We start from the raw sequence: 22,046 nt of genomic DNA, 5'->3' as shown, positions 1-22,046 counted from the left end.
CAGCTCACCGCCGAGTGGTCCACTGGAACACCCGGTCGGAGTGGCACGTACGGTAATGATCGTGACGGACTTTCAGATCCGGTACGGCACCGAGGTGGCCGCGGCCCGCCAGGCCGGCCGGCCGGTGGTCGCGCTGGAGAGCACAATCATCTCGCACGGCCTGCCCCGGCCGGACAACCTGCGGGTCGCCCGGGAGATCGAGCAGGCGGTCCGGGCGGGTGGCGCGGTGCCGGCCACCATCGGGATGGTCGGCGGGGAGCTGGTCGTGGGTCTGGACGACCCGCAGATCGTCCGGCTCGCCGGCGCCGACGACGTGGCGAAGCTCTCGGTCCGGGACCTGGCGGTGGCCGCCGCGAACCGCGTCGACGGCGCCACCACGGTCGCGGCCACCAGCGCCGTGGCCGCCGCCGCCGGCATCGGGGTCTTCGCCACCGGCGGGCTCGGCGGGGTGCACCGGGAGGCGGCGCAGACCTTCGACGAGTCCGCCGACCTGACCACGCTGGCCGGCACGCCGATCGCGGTGGTCTGCGCCGGGGTCAAGTCGATCCTCGACGTCGGGGCGACCCTGGAGCGGCTGGAGACCCTCGGGGTGACCGTGGTCGGCTACCGCAGCCGGCGCTTCCCGGGCTTCTTCGTCACCGACGGCGGCTTCGACCTGGACTGGTCGGTCGACTCGCCGGAGCGGGTGGCCGACCTGCTGGCGGCCCGCGCGGCGCACGGCGTACCCCGGGGGGCCGTGCTGGTGGCGAACCCGGTGCCGGCGGACGAGCAGCTCGATCCGGCGCTGCACGACCGGGTGCTGACCGAAGGCCTGACCATGCTCGACCGGGCCGGGATCACCGGCAAGGCGGTGACCCCGTTCCTGCTGGCGCATTTCCACTCCGCGACGGCCGGCGCCAGCCTGGCGGTGAACGTCCGCATCATTTTGCGCAACGCGGCGCTCGCCGCGGCGATCGCGGTGGCCACGGTGAACCGGCCGGCGCGCACCGGCGGATGACCGGACAGGCCAGGATCATCGTCGTCGGGGACATCATCACCGATGTCCTCGCGGTGCTGGCCGCGCCGCTCGCGCCCGGCTCGGACACCCCGGCGGCGGTCCGGGTGGGCGGCGGCGGACAGGCCGCCAACACCGCCGCCTGGCTGGCCTGGCAGGGTTGCCCGGTGACCCTGGTGGGCGCGGTCGGCGACGACGACGCCGGCCGGGACCGGCTGGCCGAGCTGACCGGACACGGGGTCCGCTGCGCGGTCCGGCGCAGTCCCGGCCGGGCCACCGGCACCGTGATCGTGCTCGTCCGGGACGGCGAGCGGACGATGATCACCGAACGGGGCGCGAACCTCGGCATCAGCCCCGACGACGTGACCACGGCGCTCGCCGGCAGCCCGGACGCCGGTCACCTGCACCTGTCCGGGTACCCGCTGCTGGACCCCGAGTCGCGCGCCGCCGGCCTGCACGCGCTGGCCGCCGCCCGCGAGCGCGGGCTGACGACAAGCGTCGACGCGGCCTCCGCGGAGCCGCTGCGGCGGGTCGGCACGGCGGCCTTCCTGACCTGGGTACGCGGCGTCGACCTGCTGCTGGCCAACGCCGAGGAGGCGGTGGTGCTCACCGAGGTGGCGGATCCCCGGAGCGCGGCGCGGGAGCTGACCGGGGTCGCCCGGCACGCGGTGGTGAAGCGCGGCCCGGACGGCGCGGTCTGGGCCGGTCCCGGCGGGCAGACCGTCGAGGCGCCGGCCCGCCAGGTGCCGGTGCTGGACGTCACCGGCGCGGGCGACGCGTTCGCGGCGGCGTTGCTGGCGGCCTGGGTCAGCGGGGCCGATCCGGCCGAGGCGCTGGACCGGTCCGGCGCCGTGGGCGCCGTCGCGGTCGGCACGGTGGGCGCACGCCCACCCTGCTGACCGGCACCGCCCCAGGCGGGCCTACGGCTCGACGTCGATCACCCGGTGTGGCCGGTCCGGTGCCACCGGGCCGAGCGAGCGGGGCGGCGCCGGCTCGCTCGGCTGCCGCAGCCGGGCGCCGATGCGATGCCGTTCCTTGGGCGGGCGGTCGTTGGCCAGCAGCACCGCCAGCCAGGGCAGCAGGATCATGCCGACCACACAGAGCGGCAGCCAGAGCCAGAGCAGCGGCGCGTCCGCCCCGACGAGGATCGCCCCGACGATCACGCAGAGCGCCCGGACGCCCATCATCACCACGTACCGCACCTGGCGGCGGCGGAGCTGGTCGTCCTGGCTGGGCGGGGCGTCGGTGATCAGAATCGGCTGGTACGCCTGTCGCTTCACCAGGTCCTCCTCGCAGGATCCGGTCCATCCTCCCACCTTTGCCGGGTGGCGCCGAATGCGTGTTACGCCCGTGGTACGCGGTGGTAGGATCGCGGCGTGGCCAGCAGGTTCAGCTTCACCGACGAGGCGTTGGACAACCTACGGGTCTACGAGGTCAGCCCAGGCGAGGTCTGGGAGGCCCTGCACAGCAACCGGCGGGTCATCCGGCACCTCGGCGACGACGTGCTCGTGGTCTACGCCACGGCCGGCAACGGCCGCCGACTGGCGATCCTGCTCGCCGAGGCAGACCGGGCCGACCACGACTGGGACGTGCTGTCCGCGCGGGATCTCAGCGACATCGAGGCCAAGCGCTACGACCAGGCGGTACGCGGGCCACACCGGTGACACCGACGAGGAGGTGGCGGCGATGAACCGACACGACGCGACCAAGCAGTTCCACGAGTCCGGCGACCTGCTCGCGGACCTGATCGACGACGGCCGACCGGTCGAGCTGCCCACCCCCGACAGCGAGCTGCCGATGGTGAGCCGGTCGGTACGGCTGCCGTTGGACACCTACGAACGGGTCCGGGCCGCCGCCGAGGCCCGCGGCATCGGGGTCACCACCCTGATGCGGCAGTGGATCGAGGCCGGGCTGGCCGACCTGGACGATTCGGCGACCGTGTCGCTCGCCGACGTCCGGCGGGCGATAGCGGCGCTCGCCCACCCGACCGCCGCCTGACGCCGGCCGACCACCCGACCGGGCCGCGGAACGCCGCCCGCCGTCATTCCGCGGCCGCCGGTCCGCAGCCGCCGCGCCTCGACGTCGGGCGGGTGTCTGGCGGGTCAGATCCGCTGCACCGGCTGCTCGACCGGGCCGCGCCGGGACCGGCGGGTGTCGGTGACCGCGACGCCGAGCAGCACCGCCCCGGTGGCCGCCCCCACCGCCAGCGGCGGCGTGCCGCGCAGGGCCACGGCGAGGGCGCCGAGCAGGGCGACCGCCACCACGCGCGACCCGGAGACCCGGTCGAAGACCAGCCACTCGAAGTACGCCCGCCCGATCAGGAACAGCGCCGGTCCGCCGAGGATCGGGGCCAGCCAGGCCCGGTCGGGCGGACCGGCCGGGTGGTCGATGAACAACTCGTAGCCGACCCCCGTCAGCACGACTCCGATGATCATCAACAGGTGCGCCAGGCCGAGTGTGCCGCCCAGCCGGGCCGGGTCCCGGGCCCGGCCGATCGCCGCCGGCAGCAGGTGGCCGGCCCGGTGGAAGTAGATCCGCCAGAGCAGCACGGTGGTGCCGAACGCGAGCACGAAACCGACGGACCGGGCCGGGGTGAAGGCGCCGCCGCTGTAGGTCAGGCCGACCCCCAGCACCATCTCCCCCAGCGCGATGAGCAGAAACTGCTGGTAGCGCTCGGCGAGGTGCTCGCTGGCGATGGGCTGGCCGGTCACCGGCGACCGGCCCAGCCTCGGGACCGGGTAGCCGAGCGCCACCCCGCCGTACCCGACCGCGAGCGCCGCGGTCCAGACCGCGCCCCGGGCCGGACCCTCGGAGAACACTCCCCCGGTGATCCAGAGCAGGCCGCTGGCCACGCTCCAGATCAGGGCCCGCCGGCCCAGCCAGCGGGCCGGCCGGGCGCGCAGCGCGCGCAGGAGAATGAAGGCACGGATGATCTGCAGGGCGGCGAACGCGCCGGCGAAGAGCAGCCCGTGTACGCCGAACCCCTCCGGGAGCGCCACCGCCATCAGCATGCTGCCGAACATCGCCACCACGACCATGGCCTGCACCGCCGGCAGATCCGGGTCGAGCTGGCTGGTCGCCCAGACGGTCGTCGACCAGACCAGCCAGACGGCGAGGAAGAGAATCAGCGTCTCGCCGGCCTCGGTGAGCAGGATCCGCCGGTCCCCGGTCAGGTCGATGATGATCCGCTGCGAGACCCGGGTGAGCGCGAAGATGAAGACCAGGTCGAAGAAGAGCTCCAGGAACGTGGCCCGCTGCGAGGTCGCCTCCGACCGCAGCAGCCGGCCCAGTCCGCTCGCCTCGTCCACGCCCATCCGTTGCTCAACGAGGCAACCGGCCGGCCGGCGCTGCCGGCCCGCCGACCCGGCGCCGCCGGATCAGCCCTTCGCCGCCTTGGCGGCGGCCTTGGTCCGCTGCTTGTGCTCCCGCACCTTCAGCAGCGATTCCTGGTCGGTGATGTCGGCGACCGAACGGTACGCGTCCGCGGCGCCGTACTCGCCGGCCGCCTCCCGCCAGCCGGGCGGGTCGACGCCGAACCGCTTGCCCAGCAGGGCGAGGAAGATCTGCGCCTTCTGCCGGCCGAAACCGGGCAGCTCGGCGATCCGGGTCAGGGCGGCGCGGCCGTCGGGCGCCTCCGCCCAGACCCGGGCGGCATCGCCGTCGTACCGGTCGACGAGCAGCCGGGCGGCCTCCTGCACCCGGGCCGCCATCGCCTTCGGGAACCGGTGCAGGGCGGGTCGCTCGGCGAAGATCGCGGTCAGCGCCGCCGGGTCGAAGGCCGCCAGCTCGGCGGCGTCCGGCTCGTGCCCCAGCCGACGAACCAGCTCGTACGGCGCGGAGAACGCCTTCTCCAGTGGAACTTGTTGATCAAGGATCATTCCGATCAACAACGCCAGCGGGCTGCGCTGGAGCAGTTCGTTCGCCTCGGCGTCGATGGGCAGGCTGATCGTCATGGCCCCATCCTGCCGGCCGCCGGGCCGGCGACGCGACACCCCCGCCCAGGACGTCCGGAGGTCGAACCGGACGCCGGCGGCAACCGCGGCCGGACAGCACTGGATTTCCCGCCGGATTCCGTCGAAGATTGCCGATGGAAGCAGACGACGAGGTGATGAAAGTGCTGGACACCCCCACCAGGCCCGCGCCCTGGTACCGCAACCGGTTCGTCTGGGTCGCGGTGATCCTGCTGGTGGTCTCGACCGGGGCGTTCGTGCTGGTCAGCAGGCTCGGCTCCGCCTCGGGCGAGCCGACGGACCTGCGCGGCCAGATCGCCGCCCGGATGCTGACCGTGCTGGAGGAGATCGACCCGGCGCAACACGAGGGGCACGGCGAGCACCTCACCGGGACCGACTCCGCCGACGCGCCGGTGATCTGCGGGGTCCACGTCTACGGCTTCGAACCCGCCGACGCCACCACCCTGCCCGAGGTGGACCGGGTCTACGGCTTCCACCTCTGCGGCATCGCCGAACAGCAGCGGCCGTGGGACTGGGCGGTGAAGCTCGCCGGCCCGGTCATCCTGGGCATGGAGAGCGACCCGCCGACGGTGCAGGTCGCCGAGGCCACCGAGACCGTCGGGTTCCGTGACCGGGTCCGGCAGCTGTTCCCGCCGGAGTATCACGAGGCGGTCTTCACCGAGGCCCTCGATCCGGAGGACATGCTCGAACTGCGGCGCCGCTACGACGCCGCCGCCGGCGTCTGACCGGGTCACCCGTCGGCCGCCGGCCCGGCGCCACCGGGCCGGCCGCCGGTACGATCCGGTCCGCCCGCCGCGGCCCGCCACCGGGGTGCGGCGGCAGCGGACCGACGACCCGCGTCGGCGCGTACCGGAAACGAGGTGACCAGATGGGCACGTCGCCGCGACCCGAGCTGGCCGAGCGGCTCGACCTGGCGCCCCACCCCGAGGGTGGCTGGTTCCGGGAGACCTGGCGCAGCGGACACGACTTCCAGCCGGCCGGCTACGGCACCGCCCGGTCGGCCGCCACCGCCATCTACTTCCTGCTCAACCCCGGCGAGGCGTCCCGCTGGCACGTCGTACGCTCCGACGAGTTGTGGCTGTGGCACGCTGGCGGGCCGCTCACCCTCCGGTTCGGCGGCGCCGGCGAGCGGCCCGCGGACCCCGGAGTCGAACGCGTCCTCGGCACCGATCTGGCGGCCGGTCACGCCCCGCAGCTGCTGGTCCCGGGTGGCACCTGGCAGGCGGCCGCGCCCGCCGGCCCGGAGCCGGTGCTGGTGAGCTGCGTGGTCGCCCCCGGCTTCGACTTCGCCGACTTCCGGCTCGACTGATCCGGTCACCGGTGGCGATCACCTCCGGTCGCGAGCCGCGATCACCCGGATGCGGCGCGTGACAGCGGCGGCGATCCTGGAGACATGACCCCCTGGCGACCGGCGCCCGGCACCCCGTACCACCGGATGGCCCGCACCGACGCGCACCGCTGGTGGCTGCCCCCGGCCGCCACCGCCGCGGTGGCCGCCGGCACCGCGGCGGCGGTCGGCGTGCTGCTCAGCGTCCGTAGCCTCGTCGGGCTGCTCACCGGCCGGTCATCGGGGCCGGCCGACGAGCCGGACTTCGGCCCGATCGGCGAGACCGCGTTGCTGCTGCTGGTGGTCGCCGCCGCGCTGCCGGTGGTGCTGGTCGTCGCGCGGTCCTGGCAGCAACGCCCGGCCGGCACCCTCACCTCGGTCGAGGGACGGGTGCGGTGGCGATGGCTCACCGCCTGCCTGCTGATCGCCGTGCCGGCCGTCTGGTTCATGTTGGCGGGCTTCAGCCAGCTGCTCGATCTCACCGGCGAACCCACCGCCGCGCCCGCGGCCTGGGTGGGTTGGCCGAAGTTCGCGGCCAGCCTCTCGATGCTGCTGCTCCTGGTGCCGCTGCAGACCGCGGCCGAGGAGTACGTGTTCCGGGGCTGGCTGCTGCAGGCGGTCGGGGCGTTCGTCCACCGGCCCTGGTTGGCGATCGGACCGCAGGCGGTGCTCTTCGCCACCGCACACGGCTGGGGCACCCCGTGGGGATTCCTCGACCTGCTGACCATGGGACTGGTCTGCGGCTGGCTGACCGTGCGCACCGGCGGGCTGGAGGCGGCGGTGGCGCTGCACCTGGTGAACAACCTGATCGCGTACGGCGGGGTGGCCGCCCTGGGCCTGCTCGGTTCCGCCGGTACGGCCGCCGACGCGCCGTGGCAACTCTGCGCCGTGAGCGTGCTGGCGCTGGCCGGCTACGCCCTGGCGGTCCGCTGGCAGGCCGACCGGCGCGGCATCGCGGCGCGGACCCGACCGGCAGGGTCAAAGCCGGCAGGGTCCCAGCCGGCAGGGTCCCAGCCGGCGCCGAGGTCCCGGCCGGCGGGGTGGCGCGGCGCGGAGGAGGCCGGCGCGGCAGGATGACGGGGTGCACACAGAGGAGATGCTGCTCTCACCGGACGGGGTGGACCGGCTGCGGGCCGCGCTGACCGGCGCCGGGTTCACCGCGAACGGGATCGCCAACCGGCTCGGTCCGCCCGGCACCGCGGCGGTCGCCCGCAACGACTTCCGGGCGGCGCTGCGGGCCACCGAGGACCGCGACCCGCTCGGCTCGCTGATCCGGCTCTTCATCTGCGGGCAGACCGAGTCCGAACAGGTCGCCGCCGACGCGCTCGCCCCGCTGCCGCTGGCCGACGCGCTGGCCGCGGGGCTCGTCGAACGCTTTGCCGGCGGGGTGCGGCAGGCGCTCGACCTGGAGCCGTACGGCGACGCCTGGTGGGTGCTGTCCGACCTGCCGGCGGGCACCCGGCCGGGGCAGCCGCTCGCGGCCGACCACGTGCTCGGCGTCGGCGGCGCCTCCTCGACGCTGATCGGGGCGACCGTGCGCCGGCCGGTCGGCAGCGCGCTCGACCTCGGCACCGGCAGCGGCGTCCAGGCCCTGCACCTGGCCACCCACGCCGACTCGGTGACCGCCACCGACCTCTCGCGGCGCGCCCTGCGGTTCGCCGCCACCACCGCCGCGCTCAACGGGCAGCACTGGGAACTGCTCCCCGGTGACCTGGTCGCCCCCGTCGCCGGCCGCCGCTTCGACCTGGTGGTGAGCAACCCGCCGTTCGTCGTCGGCCCGGGCACCACCACCCACACCTACCGCGACTCGGGCCGGGTCGGCGACCGGATCGGCGCCGAACTGGCCGCCGCCGCGCCCGGCCTGCTCACCGAGGGCGGCACCATGCAGTACCTGGCGAACTGGGTGCACATCGCCGGGGAGGACTGGGGCGAACGGGTCGCCGGCTGGCTGGCCGGCACCGGCCTGGACGGGTGGGTGATCCAGCGCGAGGTGGCCGACCCGATGACCTACGTCAACCTGTGGCTGGCCGACGCCAGCGAGGCGACCGACCCCGACCGGGTGGTCGCCTGGCTGGACTGGTTCGACGCCCACAAGGTGGAGGCGATCGGTTTCGGGCTGGTCAACCTGCGGCGGTCCGACCACGACGATCCGCTGGTACGGGTCGAGGACCTGCGCCAGTCGGTGCAGCCGCCGCTGGGTGACCAGGTCGCGGCCTGGTTCGACCGGCGGGACTGGCTGCGCGACCGCGACGACCGGGCGGTGCTGGCGGCCCGCTACCGGGCCGCCGACGGGCTGCGCCTGCACCAGGAGGCGACAATGGGCGCCGACGGTTGGGCGGTCGATCGGCAGGTACTCGCGATGCCGCACGGTCTGCGCTGGAGCGAGGAGGTCGACCCGCTGGTGCTGGCCCTGGTCGGCGGCTGCGACGGGCGGGTGCCGCTGCGCGACCAGGTGGCCTTGCTCGCGGTGGCGCACGAGGTGGCCGAGGCCGACCTGGCCGAGGCGGCCGTGCCGATCATCGCCCACCTGGTCGAGCGGGGCGTGCTCGTCCCGGCGGCGGACTGACCGCCGTGCGGGCAATGGTGCAGACGGTCAGCCGGGCCAGCGTCACGGTGGACGGTGCGGTGGTGGGCGCGATCGCGGACGGCCTGCTGGTGCTGCTCGGGGTGACCCACACCGACACCGGGGCGACCGCCGAGGCGATGGCCCGCAAGGTGTACGAGTTGCGCATCCTCGACGAGGAGCGGTCCGCCGCCGACACCGGCGCCCCGGTCCTGGTGGTCAGCCAGTTCACCCTCTACGGCGACGCCCGCAAGGGTCGGCGCCCGAGCTGGGGGCGGGCCGCCCCGGCGGAGGTCGCCGAGCCGCTGGTGGCGGCATTCGCCGCGGCGTTGCGCCAGCGCGGCGCCGAGGTGGCCACCGGCCGGTTCCGCGCCCACATGCTGGTCGAGAGCGTCAACGTCGGCCCGCGCACGGTGCTGCTGGAGCTCTGAACCGGCGGGCCGGTCGGCTGGCTCGTCAGCCGACCGACCCGCCGGGCGGTCAGAAGAAGAGTCCCCGTTGCTGGATCGACTGCCGCAGCCAGGCGTCGAGCTGGGCGGCCCAGTCCGTCCGGTCCGCGCTGGCGTAGTCCACGTTGAACCGGCCGAACGCGTCGCGGCCCTCGGTGAAGACACCGCCCCGCTTGTCGATCTCCAACACGATCTGCAGGTGCTGCGGCGTCGCCACGAAGGTCAGTTCGAGCTGGTTGATCGCCCGGGCGTACTGCGGCGCCGGGTAGAACTCGATCTCCTGGTAGAACGGCAGCGTCTGGTGTACGCCGTGGATCCGGCCCCGCTCGACGTCGGCGCGGGTGAACCGGAAGCCGAGCCGGACGAGCGCGTCGAGGACCCGTTCCTGGGCGGGCAGCGGGTGCACCGCCACCGGGTCGAGATCGCCCTTGTCGACCGCGCGGGCCACCTCCAGCTCGGTCCGCAGGCCCATCGTCATGCCGGTCAGGTGCCGACCGTAGAGGTCGGTGATGGGGGTCTCCCATGGCACGTCGCAGCGGAACGGGATGTCGTACCGCTGGCCGGCGGCGAGCGGAAAGGCACCGGTCACCGGCAGCCGGTGGAACTCCTGGTTGGTGTCGTACTCGCTGTCACCGCTCTCCACCTCGACCCGGGTCACCAGGCCGACCGCGACGTACTCGATGTCGACCGGGTGGTCGCCGCCGAGCACCTGGATCCGGCCCTCCAACTGACCGCCCGGACGGCAGTTCGGGTTGGTCAGCACCGTCTCCACCGACGGACCGCCGACCCCCATCGCCTGCATCAGCTTCTTGAAGACCACGAACCCTCCATCACCGTCACCTCCGCCGACCGGTCCGGCCGGCGAACGGCAGCGTAATCGACCTTGACAATCCCGGCCCGGCGTCTGACAAAAGCCGCGAAGGCCACTATCGGCCGTTGACTCCTCCCGGATTCATGCCACCTCACCGATCTCCTCACTCCCGCTTCACGCCCCGACCGCCAAGCTGTTTGTCACCAGCGCCACCCGGCTCTGGTGAACGCCACGTTGTCGAAGCGGGGAGGCGACTGAAGATGGTCCTGCAGATGATCGAGCACGAACTACACCCGGCCACGACGTCCGGGGCCGGCAGTGACACCCCGGCCGGTGCCGCGCCCGCCGCCGCCGACCATGCTGTCGACCTGGACGCCACCGACGAGCGCGGCGTCTCCGCCGACCTGGTCCGGGCCTACCTCAACGGCATCGGTCGCACCAAGCTGCTGACCGCCGTGCAGGAGGTCGACCTGGCCAAACGGATCGAGGCCGGGCTCTACGCCGACGAGAAGGTGGCCCACGGTGGCGCGCTGACGCCGCAGCTGCGGGCCGACCTGGAGTTGATCGCGGCCCAGGGGCGGGCCGCCAAGAACCACCTGCTGGAGGCGAACCTGCGGCTGGTGGTGAGCATCGCCAAGCGGTACACCGGCCGCGGCATGGCGTTCCTCGACCTGATCCAGGAGGGCAACCTCGGCCTGATCCGCGCGGTCGAGAAGTTCGACTACACCAAGGGCTACAAGTTCTCCACCTACGCCACCTGGTGGATCCGGCAGGCCATCACCCGCGCCATGGCCGACCAGGCCCGCACCATCCGCATCCCGGTCCACATGGTGGAGCAGGTCAACCGGATGGTCCGGGCCCGGCGTGACCTGGCCACCGCGTTGGGGCGGGAGCCGAGCATCGCCGAGATCGCCAGCGCCCTGCAGGTGGCCGAGTTCCAGGTGATCGAGCTGATCTCCTACGACCGGGAGCCGGTCAGCCTGGACCAGGCCGTCGGCGAGGACGGCGAGAGCGCCCTCGGCGACTTCGTCGCCGCCACCGACCTGCGCGACGAGCCGGGTGACTCGGTGTCGCAGGGGATGCTCCGCAACGAGGTGGAGATCGTGCTGGCCACCCTCTCGCAGCGCGAGCAGGCGGTGATCAGGCTGCGGTTCGGCCTCGACGACGGCCGGCAGCGCACCCTGGACGAGGTGGGCCGCGAGTTCGGGCTCTCCCGGGAGCGGATCCGCCAGATCGAGAAGGTGACCCTGCTGAAGCTGCGGCACCCGTCCCGCGCCGAACGCCTGGAGGCGTACGCGAGCTGACCCGCACCGCCGGTGACCGGCGGCTGCCGGGCGCGTCCGGGTCGTGACCCCGTCAGGGGTCACGACCCGTTTCTGCGGCCGGCGGGTCGCGTCGGGCGCGCTCAGGCCGGCAGGTCGCGGCGGCGGAACAGGAGCAGGCCACCGGCGGTCAGCAGGCCGGTCACGGCCAGCAGGACCGCGGTCGGCAGCGGGGCCGGGTCCACCGCCGGCACCGGCGGCAGGTGGGTGAACGGCGACACGTTCAGCACCGGTTGGGGCAGCTCGAGAATCCCGCCGAGCTGCCCGACCAGCAGGCAGACCGCGAGCACGGTCCAGGACAGCGCCACCGACCAGCGCGGCAGCGCGGCGAACAGCAGCGCGCCGACGGCGGCCAGCACCAGCGCGGCCGGCGCCTGGGTCAGCGCCGCCCCGGTGAGCCGGACGACCTGGCCCGGCACGTCGCCGGCCACCAGCCCGTAGCCGAGGCCGGTGCCCGCCCCGGCCAGCAGCACCAACGCCACCGTCCCGAGCCCCGCGCAGCCGAGGTGGCTGGCCATCCACCGGCGCCGACCCACGGCGGCCGCCAGCACCTCCTCCGCGGTCCCGGCCACCTCCTCGGCCCGCAGCCGCAGCACCGCCTGCACCGCGTAGCCGGCGATCACCAGCGCGAACAGCCGCAGTATCGCGCCGAGGTAGGCGTCGACCAGCCCGCCCGGCCCGCCGAGCTGTGCCATCACCTCGGCCAGCGCGGCGTTGTCGCCGACCATCTCGTCCACCTCGTCGCCGACCGCGCCCATGCCCAGCCCGATCACGGCCACCCCGACCGCCCAGCCGGCCAGCCCGGCGCGCTGCAGCCGCCAGGCGAGCCCCACCGGGCTGAGCAGGCCGGGGGCGGCGCGACCCGGTCCCCTCCGGACGGCCAGCAACCCGGAGCCGAAGTCCCGGTGCGCGGTGAGCGCGCCGGCCAACGCCACCGCGGCCAGCGTGAACCCGACGGCGATGGCCAGCACCCACCACCGGTCGGCGTCGTACGGCCGCAGCTGGTTGCCCCAGCCCAGCGGGGAGAGCCAGGACGGCCAGGCGCTGCGCACCCGTAGCCCGTCGGCGCTCAGCGTGCCGAGCGCGTCCCCGGCGGCCCGCAGCCCGAACGCCAGCCCGACCGCCGCGGCGGCCAGCCCGTTGGCGCCCCGGGCGGTGCCGGAGACCTGCGCGGTCACCCCGGCCACCGCGGCGAACGCGATGCCGGTGGCGACGAGCGCGGCGCCGTAGCCGATGCTGCCGGCGGTGGGCAGTCCCATCGCCAGCAGCACGCCGGTGACAAGCGTCCCGGTCGCCAGGTTGGCCAGGGTGGCGGCGACCAGCGCGGCGGCCAGCGGGGCGTGCCGACCGACCACCGCCGAGCCGAGGATCTCGGCCCGGCCGGTCTCCTCGTTCTGCCGGGTGTGCCGGATCACGGTGAAGGTGCTCAGCAGCGCCGTGAGCACCGCCAGGAAGGTGTACGACTCGGCGGTCACCACCGCACCCAGGCTCGGTCCGGAGGTCGGGCCGTTGAAGGCCCGGGCGACGGCGCTCGCGGCGGTGGTGGCCGCGTACCCCAGGCGGTCCTGTTCGGTGGTGTAGAGACCGACGACGCTGCCGGCGGTGCCGGCGGCCACGGCCGGCAGCCCGGCCACCCAGACCAGCAGCTTTCCCCGGTCCCGCCGCAGCGCCAGCCGGCTCAGCCGGCCGGTGCCGGTCAGCCCGGTCGCCGCGGTCACCGCACACCCGCCGGCTGCGACCCGACCGCCGCCCCGGTTCCGCCGGCATCGTCGCCGGGTGCGCCGTAGTGGCGCAGGAAGAGCTCCTCAAGGGTCGGCGGTGCACTGGTCAGGTCGTTGATCCCGAACTCGACCAGGTGCCGCAGGACCGGGTCGAGTCGGCCGGGATCGACCTCGAAGCTGGCCCGCGTGCCGTCGAGCCGTACCTCGTGTACGCCGGCCAACCCGGCGAGCCCGTCGATCGGCCGGGCGGTCTCCACGGTGATCGGGGTGCGGGTGAGGTGCCGCAGCTGCGCCAGCGTGCCCGTCTCGACGGTCCGGCCGGCCCGGATGATCGTCACCCGGTCGCAGAGCGCCTCCACCTCGGCCAGCACGTGACTGGAGAGCAGCACCGTCCGGCCCTGGTCCCGCAGCCGCCGTACGTAGTCCTGGAAGACCGCCTCCATCAGCGGGTCCAGCCCGGAGGTGGGCTCGTCGAGTACGAGCAGCTCCACATCGGAGGCGAAGGCCGCGACGATCGCGACCTTCTGCCGGTTGCCCTTCGAGTAGGTCCGGCACCGCTTGGTCGGGTCGAGGTCGAAGCGGCGCAGCAGGTCGTCGCGGCGGGTCGCGTCGAGCCCGCCGCGCAGCGCGCCGAACAGGTCGATGGCCTCCCCGCCGGTGAGGTTGGGCCAGAGGCTGACGTCGCCGGGCACGTAGGCCAGCCGGCGGTGCAGCGCCACCGCGTCCCGCCACGGATCCCCGCCGAGCAGTCGCACCTCGCCGGCGTCGAAGCGCAGCAGGCCGAGCAGGATGCGGATCGTGGTCGACTTGCCGGCCCCGTTCGGGCCGAGGAATCCGTGCACCTCCCCGGCCCGCACGCTCAGGTCCAACTCGTCCAGGGCCCGGGTGTTGCCGAAGGTCTTCACCAACCCGGCGACCGAGACAGCGGTCATGGCACCTCCACAAGCGATCAGACGATCCGCCGACCCGTCGGCCGGTCCTCTTCGAGGGTACTAACCGCTGGAAAGTGAATTCAACGGCCGCCACTTTTCGTTGGTCAGGAGGAAGGGTATCCTCGGTCCGGTGCAGGACAGCGGGCTCGCGGCCGCCAGCAACCGGCCGCCGGACACCAGGGCCAGGATCCTCGAGACGGCCATGGACCTGTTCGCCCGGCACGGGTACCAGCGCACTCCGCTCCGGGTGATAGCCGACCAGCTGGGGCTGACCAAGGCCGCCATCCTCTACCACTTCCCGACCAAGGAAGCCCTGCTGACAGCGTTGGTGGAGCCGTTCCTGGATGAGCTGGACACGATGCTCGACGCGGCGCGGGCGCTACCGCCGCAGGCGGCCCGCTCGGCGGTGCTGGAGGGTTTCCTGGATGTCGTACTGCGACACCGCCGGGCGCTGGGCATGCTGGCGCATGACATGTCTCTGCTCGCCAGGGGCGAGTCCTACCAGCGGCTGTTCGGACTCTCCATGCGGATGAACCAGGTGGTGGCGGGTCCCCGGCCGAGCCGGCGCGACCGGGTCCGGTCGGTGCAGGCGTTCGCGATGCTCAGTGACCCGGTGGTGATGCTCGCCGACATCCCCGACGACCTGCTCCGCGCCGACATGCTCGACGGGCTGCGCCGGCTCCTGCCGGACCTGCCCCTCGGTGATCCGGACCGGACCGGTCCCGCCCCCGCTCGGAGCGGCCCGGAGCGGCCCGATTCCGGGTCGGACCGGACCGGACGGGGACCGCGCCGGTCGGCCGGCCGGCCCCGGGCGCTGAGCGAGGAGCGGATCCAGGTCGCCCGCCGGATGCACGCCAGCGGCGCGCACACCGTCGAGGAGATCGCCGGCCGGCTCGGCGTCTCCCGCGCCACCGTCTACCGCCACCTGGCGGCCGGGACCGGCGATCCGCCGCCTGGCGGCATCGATCCTTAATTTTGAAACTATTTAGAGACGCCTGGGTTTTGCGACAGCGCATTTTGAGACGATGACGCCGGCGCGGGCGGTAGGCGCCCACGCCGGCGTCGGGCTCCGGCCGGCTCAGACTCCCGCCGGTACCCGCTCCTGCTCGTCGAGCCGGGCCCGCAGGTTCTCCCCCTCGATGTCCACGTTGGGCAGCGCCCGACCCAACCAGCGGGGCAACCACCAGGCGCGGTCGCCGAGCAGCGACATCACCGCCGGCACGATGGTCATCCGGACCACGAAGGCATCGATGGCCACCCCGATCGCCAACGCGAAGCCCATCGACTTGATGACCGGATCGTCCAGCAGGATGAAGCCGCCGAACACCGAGATCATGATGAGCGCCGCGGCGGTCACCACCCGGGCACCGTGCCCCATCCCGTTGATGGTGGCCTGCTGCGCGGTGTCGCCGTGCACGAAGTCCTCCCGCATCCGGGAGACGAGGAAGACCTCGTAATCCATCGCCAGGCCGAACAGGATGCCGATCAGCAGGATCGGCAGGAAGCTGATCAGCGGACCGGGGGTGTCCAGGGCCACCAGGTCGGCCAGCCAGCCCCACTGGAAGACCGCGACCGTGATGCCGAAGGTCGCCCCGACGGTGAGCAGGAAGCCGAGGGCGGCCTTCAGCGGCACCAGCACCGACCGGAACACCAGCATCAGCAGCAGAATGGAGAGGCCGACGACGACAATCAGGTAGACGGGCAGCGCGTCCGCCAGCCGGTCCGACACGTCGATGCCGACCGCGGTGGCCCCGGTGAGCCAGACGTCGGCACCCTCGACCGCGCCGACCGCCGTCCGGATCTCCTGCACCAGCGTCTCGGTGGCGGCGTCGGTCGGCCCGGTGGTCGGGATGACCGCGAGCAGCGCCGTCGAGCCGTCCGGGCTGAACTGCGGCGGCGCCACCGCGAGCACCCCGTCGGTCTGGCCGATCAGCTCGGTCGCCTGCTGCGCCGCCGCCTGACTCGCCCCCGGCGAGTCGGCCGAGACCACCGCTGCGAGCCGGCCGTTGAAACCCGGCCCGAACCCCTCGCTGGTCAGGTCGTACGCGGCGCGGGCGGAGGTACCGCTCGGCGCGGTGCCGGCGTCGGGCAGCGACAGCCGCATCTGCGCGGTGGGCACCGCGAGCAGCCCGAGCCCGAGCAGCCCGGCCAGGATGACCGGGATCCGCCAGCGGATGACACCGCCCGCCCAGCGGAAGCCGAACGCGGTGTTCTCGTCGCGCGCCCGGTGGCCGCCGCCGCCACTGCGGAACCGCCGGGGCAGCACCCGGTCGCCGGCGAACCCGAGCAGGGCCGGTTGCAGGGTGATCGCCACCAGGACCGCGACGGTGACCGTACCGGCCGCCGCCAGCCCCATCACGGTCAGGAACGGGATGTTCACCACCGCGAGCCCGGCCAGCGCGATGACCACCGTCGCGCCGGCGAAGACGACCGCCGAGCCCGCGGTCCCGACGGCGCGGGCCACCGCCTCCCGCGGTTCCAGTCCGGCCAGCAGGTTCTGCCGGTGCCGGGAGGTGATGAACAGTGAGTAGTCGATGCCGACCGCCAGCCCGAGCATCAGCGCCAGCACCGGCGCGGTGCTGGTCAGCTCGATCACGCCGCTGAGGCTGAACAGGCCCGCCATCCCGACCCCGACACCGATCAGCGCGTTGAGCATCGTCATGCCGGCGGCGACAAGTGACCCGAAGGTGATGACCAGCACCACGCCGGCCACCAGGACGCCGATCGCCTCGGTCGAACCGACGTGCGGCTCGGTCGTCATCACCTCGCCGCCGGGCTCCACCCGCAGCCCGGCCGCCTCGGCCTGCGCGCCGACGGCCTCGTAGGCGGCCCGCTGGTCATCGGTGACCTCGTCGTTCACGGCGGTGAACTGCACCTGCACCAGGGCGTACCGGCCGTCCGGGGAGACCGCGCCGGCCTGGAACGGGTCGACCGCCGCGACCACGCCGGGCAGCCCGCCGGCCTCCGCGACCAGCCCGGCCAACGCCTCCCGGGCGGCCGGCTCGGCGAGCTGGCTGCCTTCCGGCGCGGCCACCACGATGGTCCCGGTGGCCCCGCTGGCCGCCGGGAACTGCTCGGCCAGCGCGTCCAGCGCCCGCTGGGACTCGGTGCCCGGCATCGTGAAGTTGCTGACTGTCGGAACACTCAGGGTGAACGCGCCCACGCCGAGGCCGGCCAGAACGACGAGCCAGGCGACGACGACCAGCCGGCGATGCCGGAACGAGCCCCGGCCGAGCCGGTAGAGCAAGGTGGCCATGCGGATTCCTAGGTTTCGGTTGTCGGGTGAGCCGGACGCCGGTCGGCGCCCGGCGGGTCAGCGGTCCGGACGCAACGTCCGGTGGGAGATCTCGATCAGGTACCCGCGCAGATCGTCGTCGGGCAGGTCGGTGGCCTCCCCGCAGATCGCCGGCACCCCGGCGAGCACCATCAACGCGGCGAGCCGGGCCATCGGCTGCCCGGCCGGACCGGCGACCGCGGTCGCCAGCCGGTCGGTGAGCTCCTTGATCCGGGCGAAGGCCGGCAGCTCCAGCAGCTCGGGGATGTCACCGCGCAACACCGAGATCTCCCGGCGGAACCGCACCGCAAGCGCCACGAACCCGTCGACCGCCACCCGCTGGGCCGCGGCCGGATCGAGCCCGACCAGGTCGGCGTCGAGCGCGTCCAGCGCCGCCACCGCCGGGGCGAGCAGCTCGGCGAGGATCGCCTCCTTGGTCTGGAAGTGGTAGAGCAGGGTGGCCTTCGAGCAGCCCACCTCGGTCGCGATGTCGTGCAACGAGGTGCCCTTGAACCCGGTCACGGCGAACCGGCGGGACGCCGCCGCCAGGATCTCGTCGTGGGTGCCCAACCGGGTGCCGCGGGACATCAGATCCACCTCCGCGACCAAGGATGCCTGACCGATCGGTCAGTGACTGACCAATCGGTCAGTGAACCGGTGTGGCGTTCCGCACAGTGGAACCGGACGGTTGCCGGCAAGCGGCGGCAAAGGCGATCAGAGGCGGCGCGGGCCGCGATCCGGACGGACGCCGGCCTCGGCGACCCGGACGCTCGCGTGCAGCACCGCCAGCCCGTCCGGCCGGGCCAGCACCGGATTCAGGCTCAGCGCCCGAACCCTCGGCTGCTCGTCCACCAGCCGGCCGATCCGCGCCACCAGGTCGGCCAGCGCCGCCCGGTCCACCGGCGCCGCGCCACGATGCCCGCGCAGCAACGGCGCGGCCCGCGGTTCGTCGATCAACGCGGCGGCGTCCAGGTCGGTCAACGGCGCGGCCCGCCAGGCCCGGTCGCCGAGCAGGTCGGTCGCCACGCCCCCCAGGCCGAAACCCACCACCGGCCCGAACACCGGATCCTCGACCATCTCCACGACGCAGGCCACCCCCGGCGCCACCATCGCCTGAACCAGGACGTCCGCGCCGAAGGCGTCCGAAATCTCCAGGTACGCCCGGCGCACCGCCGCCGGGTCGGCCAGGTCCAGCCGTACCGCCCCCAGGTCCAACCGGTGCCGCAGCCCGGCCCCCGCCGCCTTCACCGCCACCGGGAACCCCAGCCGGGTCGCCGCCGCCACCGCCGCCGGCCCCGATCCGGCCGCCAGCGACGGCACCATCGGCACGCCGTACGCGGCGAGCAGCCGGCCGGCCAGCTCCGGGCCGCCCTCGGCGATCGCCGCCGCGGCGGCCCGCCGGTCCACCCCCGGCAGTTCCGGCGGCGCACCCACCGGCTGGCGCAGCCACTCGGCGTAGCCGGCCACCCGGGCCAGCGCCCGCACCGCCTCCTCCACCGACGGGTACGCCGGCACACTGGCCGGCAGCCGCCCCACCAGGAAGGTCGCCACGCTCGGCTTCTCCCCGGCCAGCGCCACGCTGGCCAGCGCTGAGGTGAAGTCCGCGTCCTCGTCGACAAGCTGACCCGGCAGCGGCGGCGCGAAGACCACCACCAGCGCGTCGACGCCACCGTCCACGGCCGCGTCGGCGAGCGCGTCGGCGAAGTCGTGCGCGGTGGCCAGCGGCCCGACGTCCCGCGGATAACCCTCCGCCACCGCCAGCCCGTGCCCCCGGCAGGCGATGGCGGCCAGCCGGGCCAGCGCCGGGGAGTTCCCGACGATGCCGACCCGCCGGCCGGCGGGCAGCGGCTGGTTGGCCAGTAGCACCCCGACGTCGAAGAGCTCCGCGACGGTGTCCACCCGGATCACCCCCGACCGGGCGAACAACGCCGTCACGGCCGGCGCGTCCGGCCCGTCCGGTTCGGACCCCGGCCCGAGCGATCCCGGCAGCGGCCCGGCCGGCTCCGACGGCACTCCGGCCGACCCCGGCAGCGGCCCGGCCGACCCCGGCGACGGCCCAGCCGACCCCGGCAATGGCCCAGCCGGCCCCGGCAGTGGCCCGGCGCCGGGCGTCCGCGCGGTGGAGGCGAGCGCGACCACCGGCTTCGTCCGGCCGATCCGGCGGGCCAGCCGGGCGAACTTGCGGGGATTACCGAAGCTCTCCAGATAGAGCATGATCACGTCGGTGGCCGGGTCGTCCTGCCAGTACTGCAGCAGGTCGTTGCCGGAGACGTCGGCCCGGTTGCCCGCCGACACGAAACTCGACAGCCCCAACCCGCGCCGGTCCGCCTCGGCCAGCAGCGCCACGCCGAGCGCACCGGACTGGCTGAAGAAGCCGACCCGGCCGGCCGCCGGCAGCCGCGGGGCCAACGTGGCGTTCAGGCGTACCCGGTCGTCGGTGTTGGCGATGCCCAGACAGTTCGGGCCGACCACCCGCATCCCGGCGGCGTGCGCGGTGCGGATCAGCTCGGCCTGGGCGGCGGCGCCCGCCGGGCCGGTCTCGGCGAACCCCGCCGAGACCACCACCAGGCCGTGCGCCCCGGCCCGGCCGGCGTCGGCCACCGCCGCCAACGCCGCCTCCGGCGGGACCGCGACCACCGCCAGGTCGACCGGGAAACCGGCACCGACCGCCGACGGCCGGGCCGGCAGGCCCGCCACGGTCTCCGCGGCCGGGTGCACCGGCAGCACCCCGCCGGCGAAGCCGCCGTCCCGCAGATGCCCCAGCAGGGCGGCACCCACCCCCTGCCCGGTGGCGCTGGCCCCGTACACCGCCACCCCCCGGGGGGCCAGCAGCCGCGCGATCGACCGCGCCTCGGTGCGGTGCTCGCGTTCCCACTGCACCTGCCGGGTCCGCTCGGTCGCGGCGATCGGGAACTCCAGGTGCACCACCCCGTCGGCGTACTCGCGACGCACCTGGTAGCCGAAGTCGGCGAAGACCCGCAGCATCGCGCCGTTCGCCGGCAGCACCTCGGCCACGAACCGGGTGATCCCCTCCTGCCGGGCCGCCTCGGCCAGGTGCTCCAGCAGCACCGGACCGATACCCCGGCGCTGGTGGGCGTCCTCGACCACGAACGCCACCTCGGCGTCGGTGGCCCCCGGCCCGAGCCGGTCGAACCGGCCGACCGCCAGGATGCGGTCGCCCGACACCACCACGAACGCCTCCCGGTCGTGGTGGTCGACGTGCACGAACCGGTGCAGGTCACGTTCCGGGATCCGCGGGTACGGCGAGAAGTAGCGCAGATAGCGGGTCCGGTCCGAGAAGCGCGAATGCATCGCCACGATCTCCGGCGCGTCGGCCGGCCGGATCGGCCGCAGGTGCACGGTGGTGCCGTCGCTGAGCAGCACGTCCGCCGAGCGGTCGAGCTCCGACGCGGTCACCGGCCGCCCCCTCAGTCCCGGGGATCGTGCGGGTCGAGCCCGTGCAGCGGGAACACCGCCTTGCGGGTCGCCATCACCGCCCGGTCCACCGCGTCCGGTTCCCCGGTCGGCTGCCACGGCTCGTACCCGGTGTCGGCGTCGTCGGTCATCCGCAGCGGTACCTCCCGGTCCGCCCGGCGGGTCCGGGCCAGCTTCCGCCAACCCGGCGGGGTGAGCGTCGCCGGGTCGAGCGGCTCGCCGGTCGCCGTGGCCAGCAGGTGCGTCCAGGCCCGGGGAACGACCTCGACCAGCGCGTACCCGCCGCCGCCGGTGGCCACCCAGCGGCCGTCGCACAACTCGTCGGCCAACGCCCGCAACGCGAGTTGGCCGGCCCGCTGACCGTCCACCGACAGCCGCAGGTCGGCCAGCGGATCCAGTCGGTGACTGTCGGCCCCGCACTGGGTGATCAGGATCTGCGGCCGGAACGCCCGCAGCACCGACGGCACGATCGCGTGGAAGGCCCGCAGCCAGCCCGCGTCCCCGGTGCCCGGCGGCAGCGGCACGTTCACCGCGCTGCCCTGGGCGGCCGGGCCGCCCGTCTCGTCCGGAAACCCGGTGCCCGGGAAGAGGCTCAGCGGCGTCTCGTGCAGGCTGACCGTGAGCACCCGCGGATCGTCGTAGAAGATCTCCTGTACGCCGTCGCCGTGGTGCACGTCGATGTCGACGTAACCGACCCGCTCGGCCCCCAGGTCGAGCAGCCGGGCGATGGCCACCGCCGGGTCGTTGTAGACGCAGAACCCGGCCGCCCGACCCGGCATCGCGTGGTGCAGCCCGCCGGCGACGTTGACCGCCCGGCGGGCCCGCCCCCGCCAGACCGCCTCGGCCGCCGCCAGCGTCGCTCCGGCGACCAGGGCACTCGACTCGTGCATCCCGTCGAAGACCGGGTTGTCGGCGGTGCCGAGTCCGTACCCGGAGAAGAACGGGTCGTGCGGGGCGGCCCGGACCGCGTCCAGGTAGTCCGCCCGGTGCACCCGGGTCAGCGCCGCGTCGTCGGCGGCCACCGGAGCCGACAACCGGACGCCGGGACGGTCCAGCACGCCCAGCTCCCGGGCCAGGGCGATCGTCAGCTCCACCCGGACCGGGTCGAGCGGGTGCTCGCCCAGGTCGTAGGCGAGCAGCGACTCGTCCCACAGCACGAGCGTGCCGGTGGGGTCCGCGCCATCTTCCATCGCGACATCGTCGCACGCACCGGTGCGGCCGGCCCGGCGGTGCCGGACCCACCGGCC

General features: G+C 74.3%; 21 protein-coding genes. 11 read left to right on the top strand and 10 right to left on the bottom strand.

All coding sequences use genetic code 11. The features are described from left to right. Positions 1 to 61 precede the first annotated feature (61 nt). The gene (locus O7627_RS10730) at positions 62 to 997 is read left to right on the top strand and encodes a pseudouridine-5'-phosphate glycosidase (RefSeq protein ID WP_278093348.1); all 936 of its coding nucleotides are present in this window, start codon (positions 62 to 64) and stop codon (positions 995 to 997) included. Next, positions 994 to 1,893 carry a PfkB family carbohydrate kinase gene (locus tag O7627_RS10725; RefSeq protein ID WP_278093347.1) on the top strand — a complete coding sequence of 300 codons (900 nt, stop codon included), beginning with the start codon at positions 994 to 996 and terminating at the stop codon, positions 1,891 to 1,893. The genes O7627_RS10730 and O7627_RS10725 overlap by 4 nt, the downstream gene beginning before the upstream one ends. A 21-nt stretch (positions 1,894 to 1,914) precedes the next feature. Here O7627_RS10725 and O7627_RS10720 read toward each other — a convergent pair whose 3' ends face one another. Next, positions 1,915 to 2,274 (bottom strand): DUF3099 domain-containing protein, encoded by a 360-nt coding sequence (locus O7627_RS10720; RefSeq protein ID WP_278093346.1) that lies wholly within the window; start codon positions 2,272 to 2,274, stop codon positions 1,915 to 1,917. Between the two features lie 96 nt (positions 2,275 to 2,370). On the opposite strand from O7627_RS10720, the gene O7627_RS10715 reads away from it, so the two are divergent. Beyond that, positions 2,371 to 2,658, top strand: a complete 288-nt coding sequence (locus O7627_RS10715; RefSeq protein ID WP_278093345.1) for a hypothetical protein — start codon at positions 2,371 to 2,373, stop codon at positions 2,656 to 2,658. A 22-nt stretch (positions 2,659 to 2,680) separates the two neighbouring features. Further along, positions 2,681 to 2,992, top strand: coding sequence for a hypothetical protein (locus O7627_RS10710; protein ID WP_278093344.1), 312 nt, complete (start codon positions 2,681 to 2,683; stop codon positions 2,990 to 2,992). A 104-nt stretch (positions 2,993 to 3,096) separates the two neighbouring features. Here O7627_RS10710 and O7627_RS10705 read toward each other — a convergent pair whose 3' ends face one another. Together O7627_RS10705 and O7627_RS10700 are read right to left on the bottom strand one after the other, a co-directional pair. Next, a complete protein-coding gene (locus tag O7627_RS10705; RefSeq protein ID WP_278093343.1) occupies positions 3,097 to 4,308 on the bottom strand; it encodes a low temperature requirement protein A in 1,212 nt (403 codons plus the stop codon). A 63-nt stretch (positions 4,309 to 4,371) separates the two neighbouring features. Continuing rightward, positions 4,372 to 4,947: an HhH-GPD-type base excision DNA repair protein gene (locus O7627_RS10700; protein ID WP_278093342.1), complete on the bottom strand. Its 576-nt coding sequence runs from the start codon at positions 4,945 to 4,947 to the stop codon at positions 4,372 to 4,374. 134 nt (positions 4,948 to 5,081) lie between these two features. Here O7627_RS10700 and O7627_RS10695 point away from each other — a divergent pair, with 134 nt between their 5' ends. The 5 genes from O7627_RS10695 to dtd all read left to right on the top strand — a co-directional run bounded on the left by O7627_RS10695 (position 5,082) and on the right by dtd (position 9,286). Then, positions 5,082 to 5,690 carry a hypothetical protein gene (locus O7627_RS10695; protein ID WP_278093341.1) on the top strand — a complete coding sequence of 203 codons (609 nt, stop codon included), beginning with the start codon at positions 5,082 to 5,084 and terminating at the stop codon, positions 5,688 to 5,690. A 143-nt stretch (positions 5,691 to 5,833) separates the two neighbouring features. Then, positions 5,834 to 6,274 (top strand): cupin domain-containing protein, encoded by a 441-nt coding sequence (locus O7627_RS10690; RefSeq protein WP_278093340.1) that lies wholly within the window; start codon positions 5,834 to 5,836, stop codon positions 6,272 to 6,274. An 84-nt stretch (positions 6,275 to 6,358) separates the two neighbouring features. Continuing rightward, on the top strand, positions 6,359 to 7,369 hold the full coding sequence (locus tag O7627_RS10685; RefSeq protein ID WP_278093339.1) for a CPBP family intramembrane glutamic endopeptidase: 1,011 nt from the start codon (positions 6,359 to 6,361) through the stop codon (positions 7,367 to 7,369). Between the two features lie 4 nt (positions 7,370 to 7,373). Then, a complete protein-coding gene (locus O7627_RS10680) occupies positions 7,374 to 8,858 on the top strand; it encodes a methyltransferase (RefSeq protein ID WP_278093338.1) in 1,485 nt (494 codons plus the stop codon). 5 nt (positions 8,859 to 8,863) lie between these two features. Further along, positions 8,864 to 9,286 (top strand): D-aminoacyl-tRNA deacylase, encoded by a 423-nt coding sequence (gene dtd, locus O7627_RS10675; RefSeq protein ID WP_278093337.1) that lies wholly within the window; start codon positions 8,864 to 8,866, stop codon positions 9,284 to 9,286. Between the two features lie 49 nt (positions 9,287 to 9,335). On the opposite strand, the gene O7627_RS10670 is transcribed toward dtd, so the two are convergent. Beyond that, on the bottom strand, positions 9,336 to 10,124 hold the full coding sequence (locus O7627_RS10670) for a sporulation protein (RefSeq protein WP_278093336.1): 789 nt from the start codon (positions 10,122 to 10,124) through the stop codon (positions 9,336 to 9,338). 251 nt (positions 10,125 to 10,375) lie between these two features. On the opposite strand from O7627_RS10670, the gene sigB reads away from it, so the two are divergent. Continuing rightward, positions 10,376 to 11,419, top strand: a complete 1,044-nt coding sequence (sigB, locus tag O7627_RS10665) for an RNA polymerase sigma factor SigB (protein WP_278093335.1) — start codon at positions 10,376 to 10,378, stop codon at positions 11,417 to 11,419. A 101-nt stretch (positions 11,420 to 11,520) separates the two neighbouring features. Here the strand turns inward: sigB and O7627_RS10660 are convergent, their stop codons facing one another. Both O7627_RS10660 and O7627_RS10655 read right to left on the bottom strand, forming a co-directional pair. Further along, positions 11,521 to 13,155, bottom strand: a complete 1,635-nt coding sequence (locus tag O7627_RS10660; protein WP_278093334.1) for an anibiotic ABC transporter — start codon at positions 13,153 to 13,155, stop codon at positions 11,521 to 11,523. Next, on the bottom strand, positions 13,152 to 14,090 hold the full coding sequence (locus O7627_RS10655) for an ABC transporter ATP-binding protein (RefSeq protein ID WP_278093333.1): 939 nt from the start codon (positions 14,088 to 14,090) through the stop codon (positions 13,152 to 13,154). Before O7627_RS10655 ends, O7627_RS10660 begins: the two co-directional genes overlap by 4 nt. A gap of 130 nt (positions 14,091 to 14,220) precedes the next feature. Here O7627_RS10655 and O7627_RS10650 point away from each other — a divergent pair, with 130 nt between their 5' ends. Further along, positions 14,221 to 15,063 carry a TetR family transcriptional regulator gene (locus tag O7627_RS10650; RefSeq protein WP_278093332.1) on the top strand — a complete coding sequence of 281 codons (843 nt, stop codon included), beginning with the start codon at positions 14,221 to 14,223 and terminating at the stop codon, positions 15,061 to 15,063. Between the two features lie 105 nt (positions 15,064 to 15,168). Here the strand turns inward: O7627_RS10650 and O7627_RS10645 are convergent, their stop codons facing one another. The 4 genes from O7627_RS10645 to O7627_RS10630 all read right to left on the bottom strand — a co-directional run bounded on the left by O7627_RS10645 (position 15,169) and on the right by O7627_RS10630 (position 21,989). Beyond that, the gene (locus O7627_RS10645; RefSeq protein WP_278093331.1) at positions 15,169 to 17,346 is read right to left on the bottom strand and encodes an MMPL family transporter; all 2,178 of its coding nucleotides are present in this window, start codon (positions 17,344 to 17,346) and stop codon (positions 15,169 to 15,171) included. A 57-nt stretch (positions 17,347 to 17,403) separates the two neighbouring features. Next, positions 17,404 to 17,952, bottom strand: a complete 549-nt coding sequence (locus O7627_RS10640) for a TetR/AcrR family transcriptional regulator (protein ID WP_278093330.1) — start codon at positions 17,950 to 17,952, stop codon at positions 17,404 to 17,406. 126 nt (positions 17,953 to 18,078) lie between these two features. Continuing rightward, a complete protein-coding gene (locus O7627_RS10635) occupies positions 18,079 to 20,781 on the bottom strand; it encodes a bifunctional GNAT family N-acetyltransferase/acetate--CoA ligase family protein (RefSeq protein WP_278093329.1) in 2,703 nt (900 codons plus the stop codon). Between the two features lie 11 nt (positions 20,782 to 20,792). Beyond that, complete coding sequence (locus tag O7627_RS10630; protein ID WP_278093328.1) at positions 20,793 to 21,989, bottom strand: acetoin utilization protein AcuC; 1,197 nt, start codon at positions 21,987 to 21,989, stop codon at positions 20,793 to 20,795. Positions 21,990 to 22,046 lie beyond the last annotated feature (57 nt).

This window comes from Solwaraspora sp. WMMD1047, from assembly GCF_029626155.1.
GTDB lineage: Bacteria > Actinomycetota > Actinomycetes > Mycobacteriales > Micromonosporaceae > WMMD1047.
The sequence above is the reverse complement of the archived record's forward strand: the minus strand, read 5'-3'. Positions and strand labels throughout refer to the sequence as shown.

What these genes read in the sequence shown, in the direction of transcription:
- O7627_RS10725 (WP_278093347.1), top strand. Translation starts at nt 994, where the DNA reads ATGACCGGACAGGCCAGGATCATCGTCGTCGGGGACATCATCACCGAT.
- O7627_RS10710 (WP_278093344.1), top strand. Translation starts at nt 2,681, where the DNA reads ATGAACCGACACGACGCGACCAAGCAGTTCCACGAGTCCGGCGACCTG.
- O7627_RS10705 (WP_278093343.1), bottom strand. Translation starts at nt 4,308, where the DNA reads ATGGGCGTGGACGAGGCGAGCGGACTGGGCCGGCTGCTGCGGTCGGAG.
- O7627_RS10700 (WP_278093342.1), bottom strand. Translation starts at nt 4,947, where the DNA reads ATGACGATCAGCCTGCCCATCGACGCCGAGGCGAACGAACTGCTCCAG.
- O7627_RS10695 (WP_278093341.1), top strand. Translation starts at nt 5,082, where the DNA reads ATGGAAGCAGACGACGAGGTGATGAAAGTGCTGGACACCCCCACCAGG.
- O7627_RS10690 (WP_278093340.1), top strand. Translation starts at nt 5,834, where the DNA reads ATGGGCACGTCGCCGCGACCCGAGCTGGCCGAGCGGCTCGACCTGGCG.
- O7627_RS10685 (WP_278093339.1), top strand. Translation starts at nt 6,359, where the DNA reads ATGACCCCCTGGCGACCGGCGCCCGGCACCCCGTACCACCGGATGGCC.
- sigB (WP_278093335.1), top strand. Translation starts at nt 10,376, where the DNA reads ATGGTCCTGCAGATGATCGAGCACGAACTACACCCGGCCACGACGTCC.
- O7627_RS10655 (WP_278093333.1), bottom strand. Translation starts at nt 14,090, where the DNA reads ATGACCGCTGTCTCGGTCGCCGGGTTGGTGAAGACCTTCGGCAACACC.
- O7627_RS10645 (WP_278093331.1), bottom strand. Translation starts at nt 17,346, where the DNA reads ATGGCCACCTTGCTCTACCGGCTCGGCCGGGGCTCGTTCCGGCATCGC.
- O7627_RS10640 (WP_278093330.1), bottom strand. Translation starts at nt 17,952, where the DNA reads ATGTCCCGCGGCACCCGGTTGGGCACCCACGACGAGATCCTGGCGGCG.
- O7627_RS10630 (WP_278093328.1), bottom strand. Translation starts at nt 21,989, where the DNA reads ATGGAAGATGGCGCGGACCCCACCGGCACGCTCGTGCTGTGGGACGAG.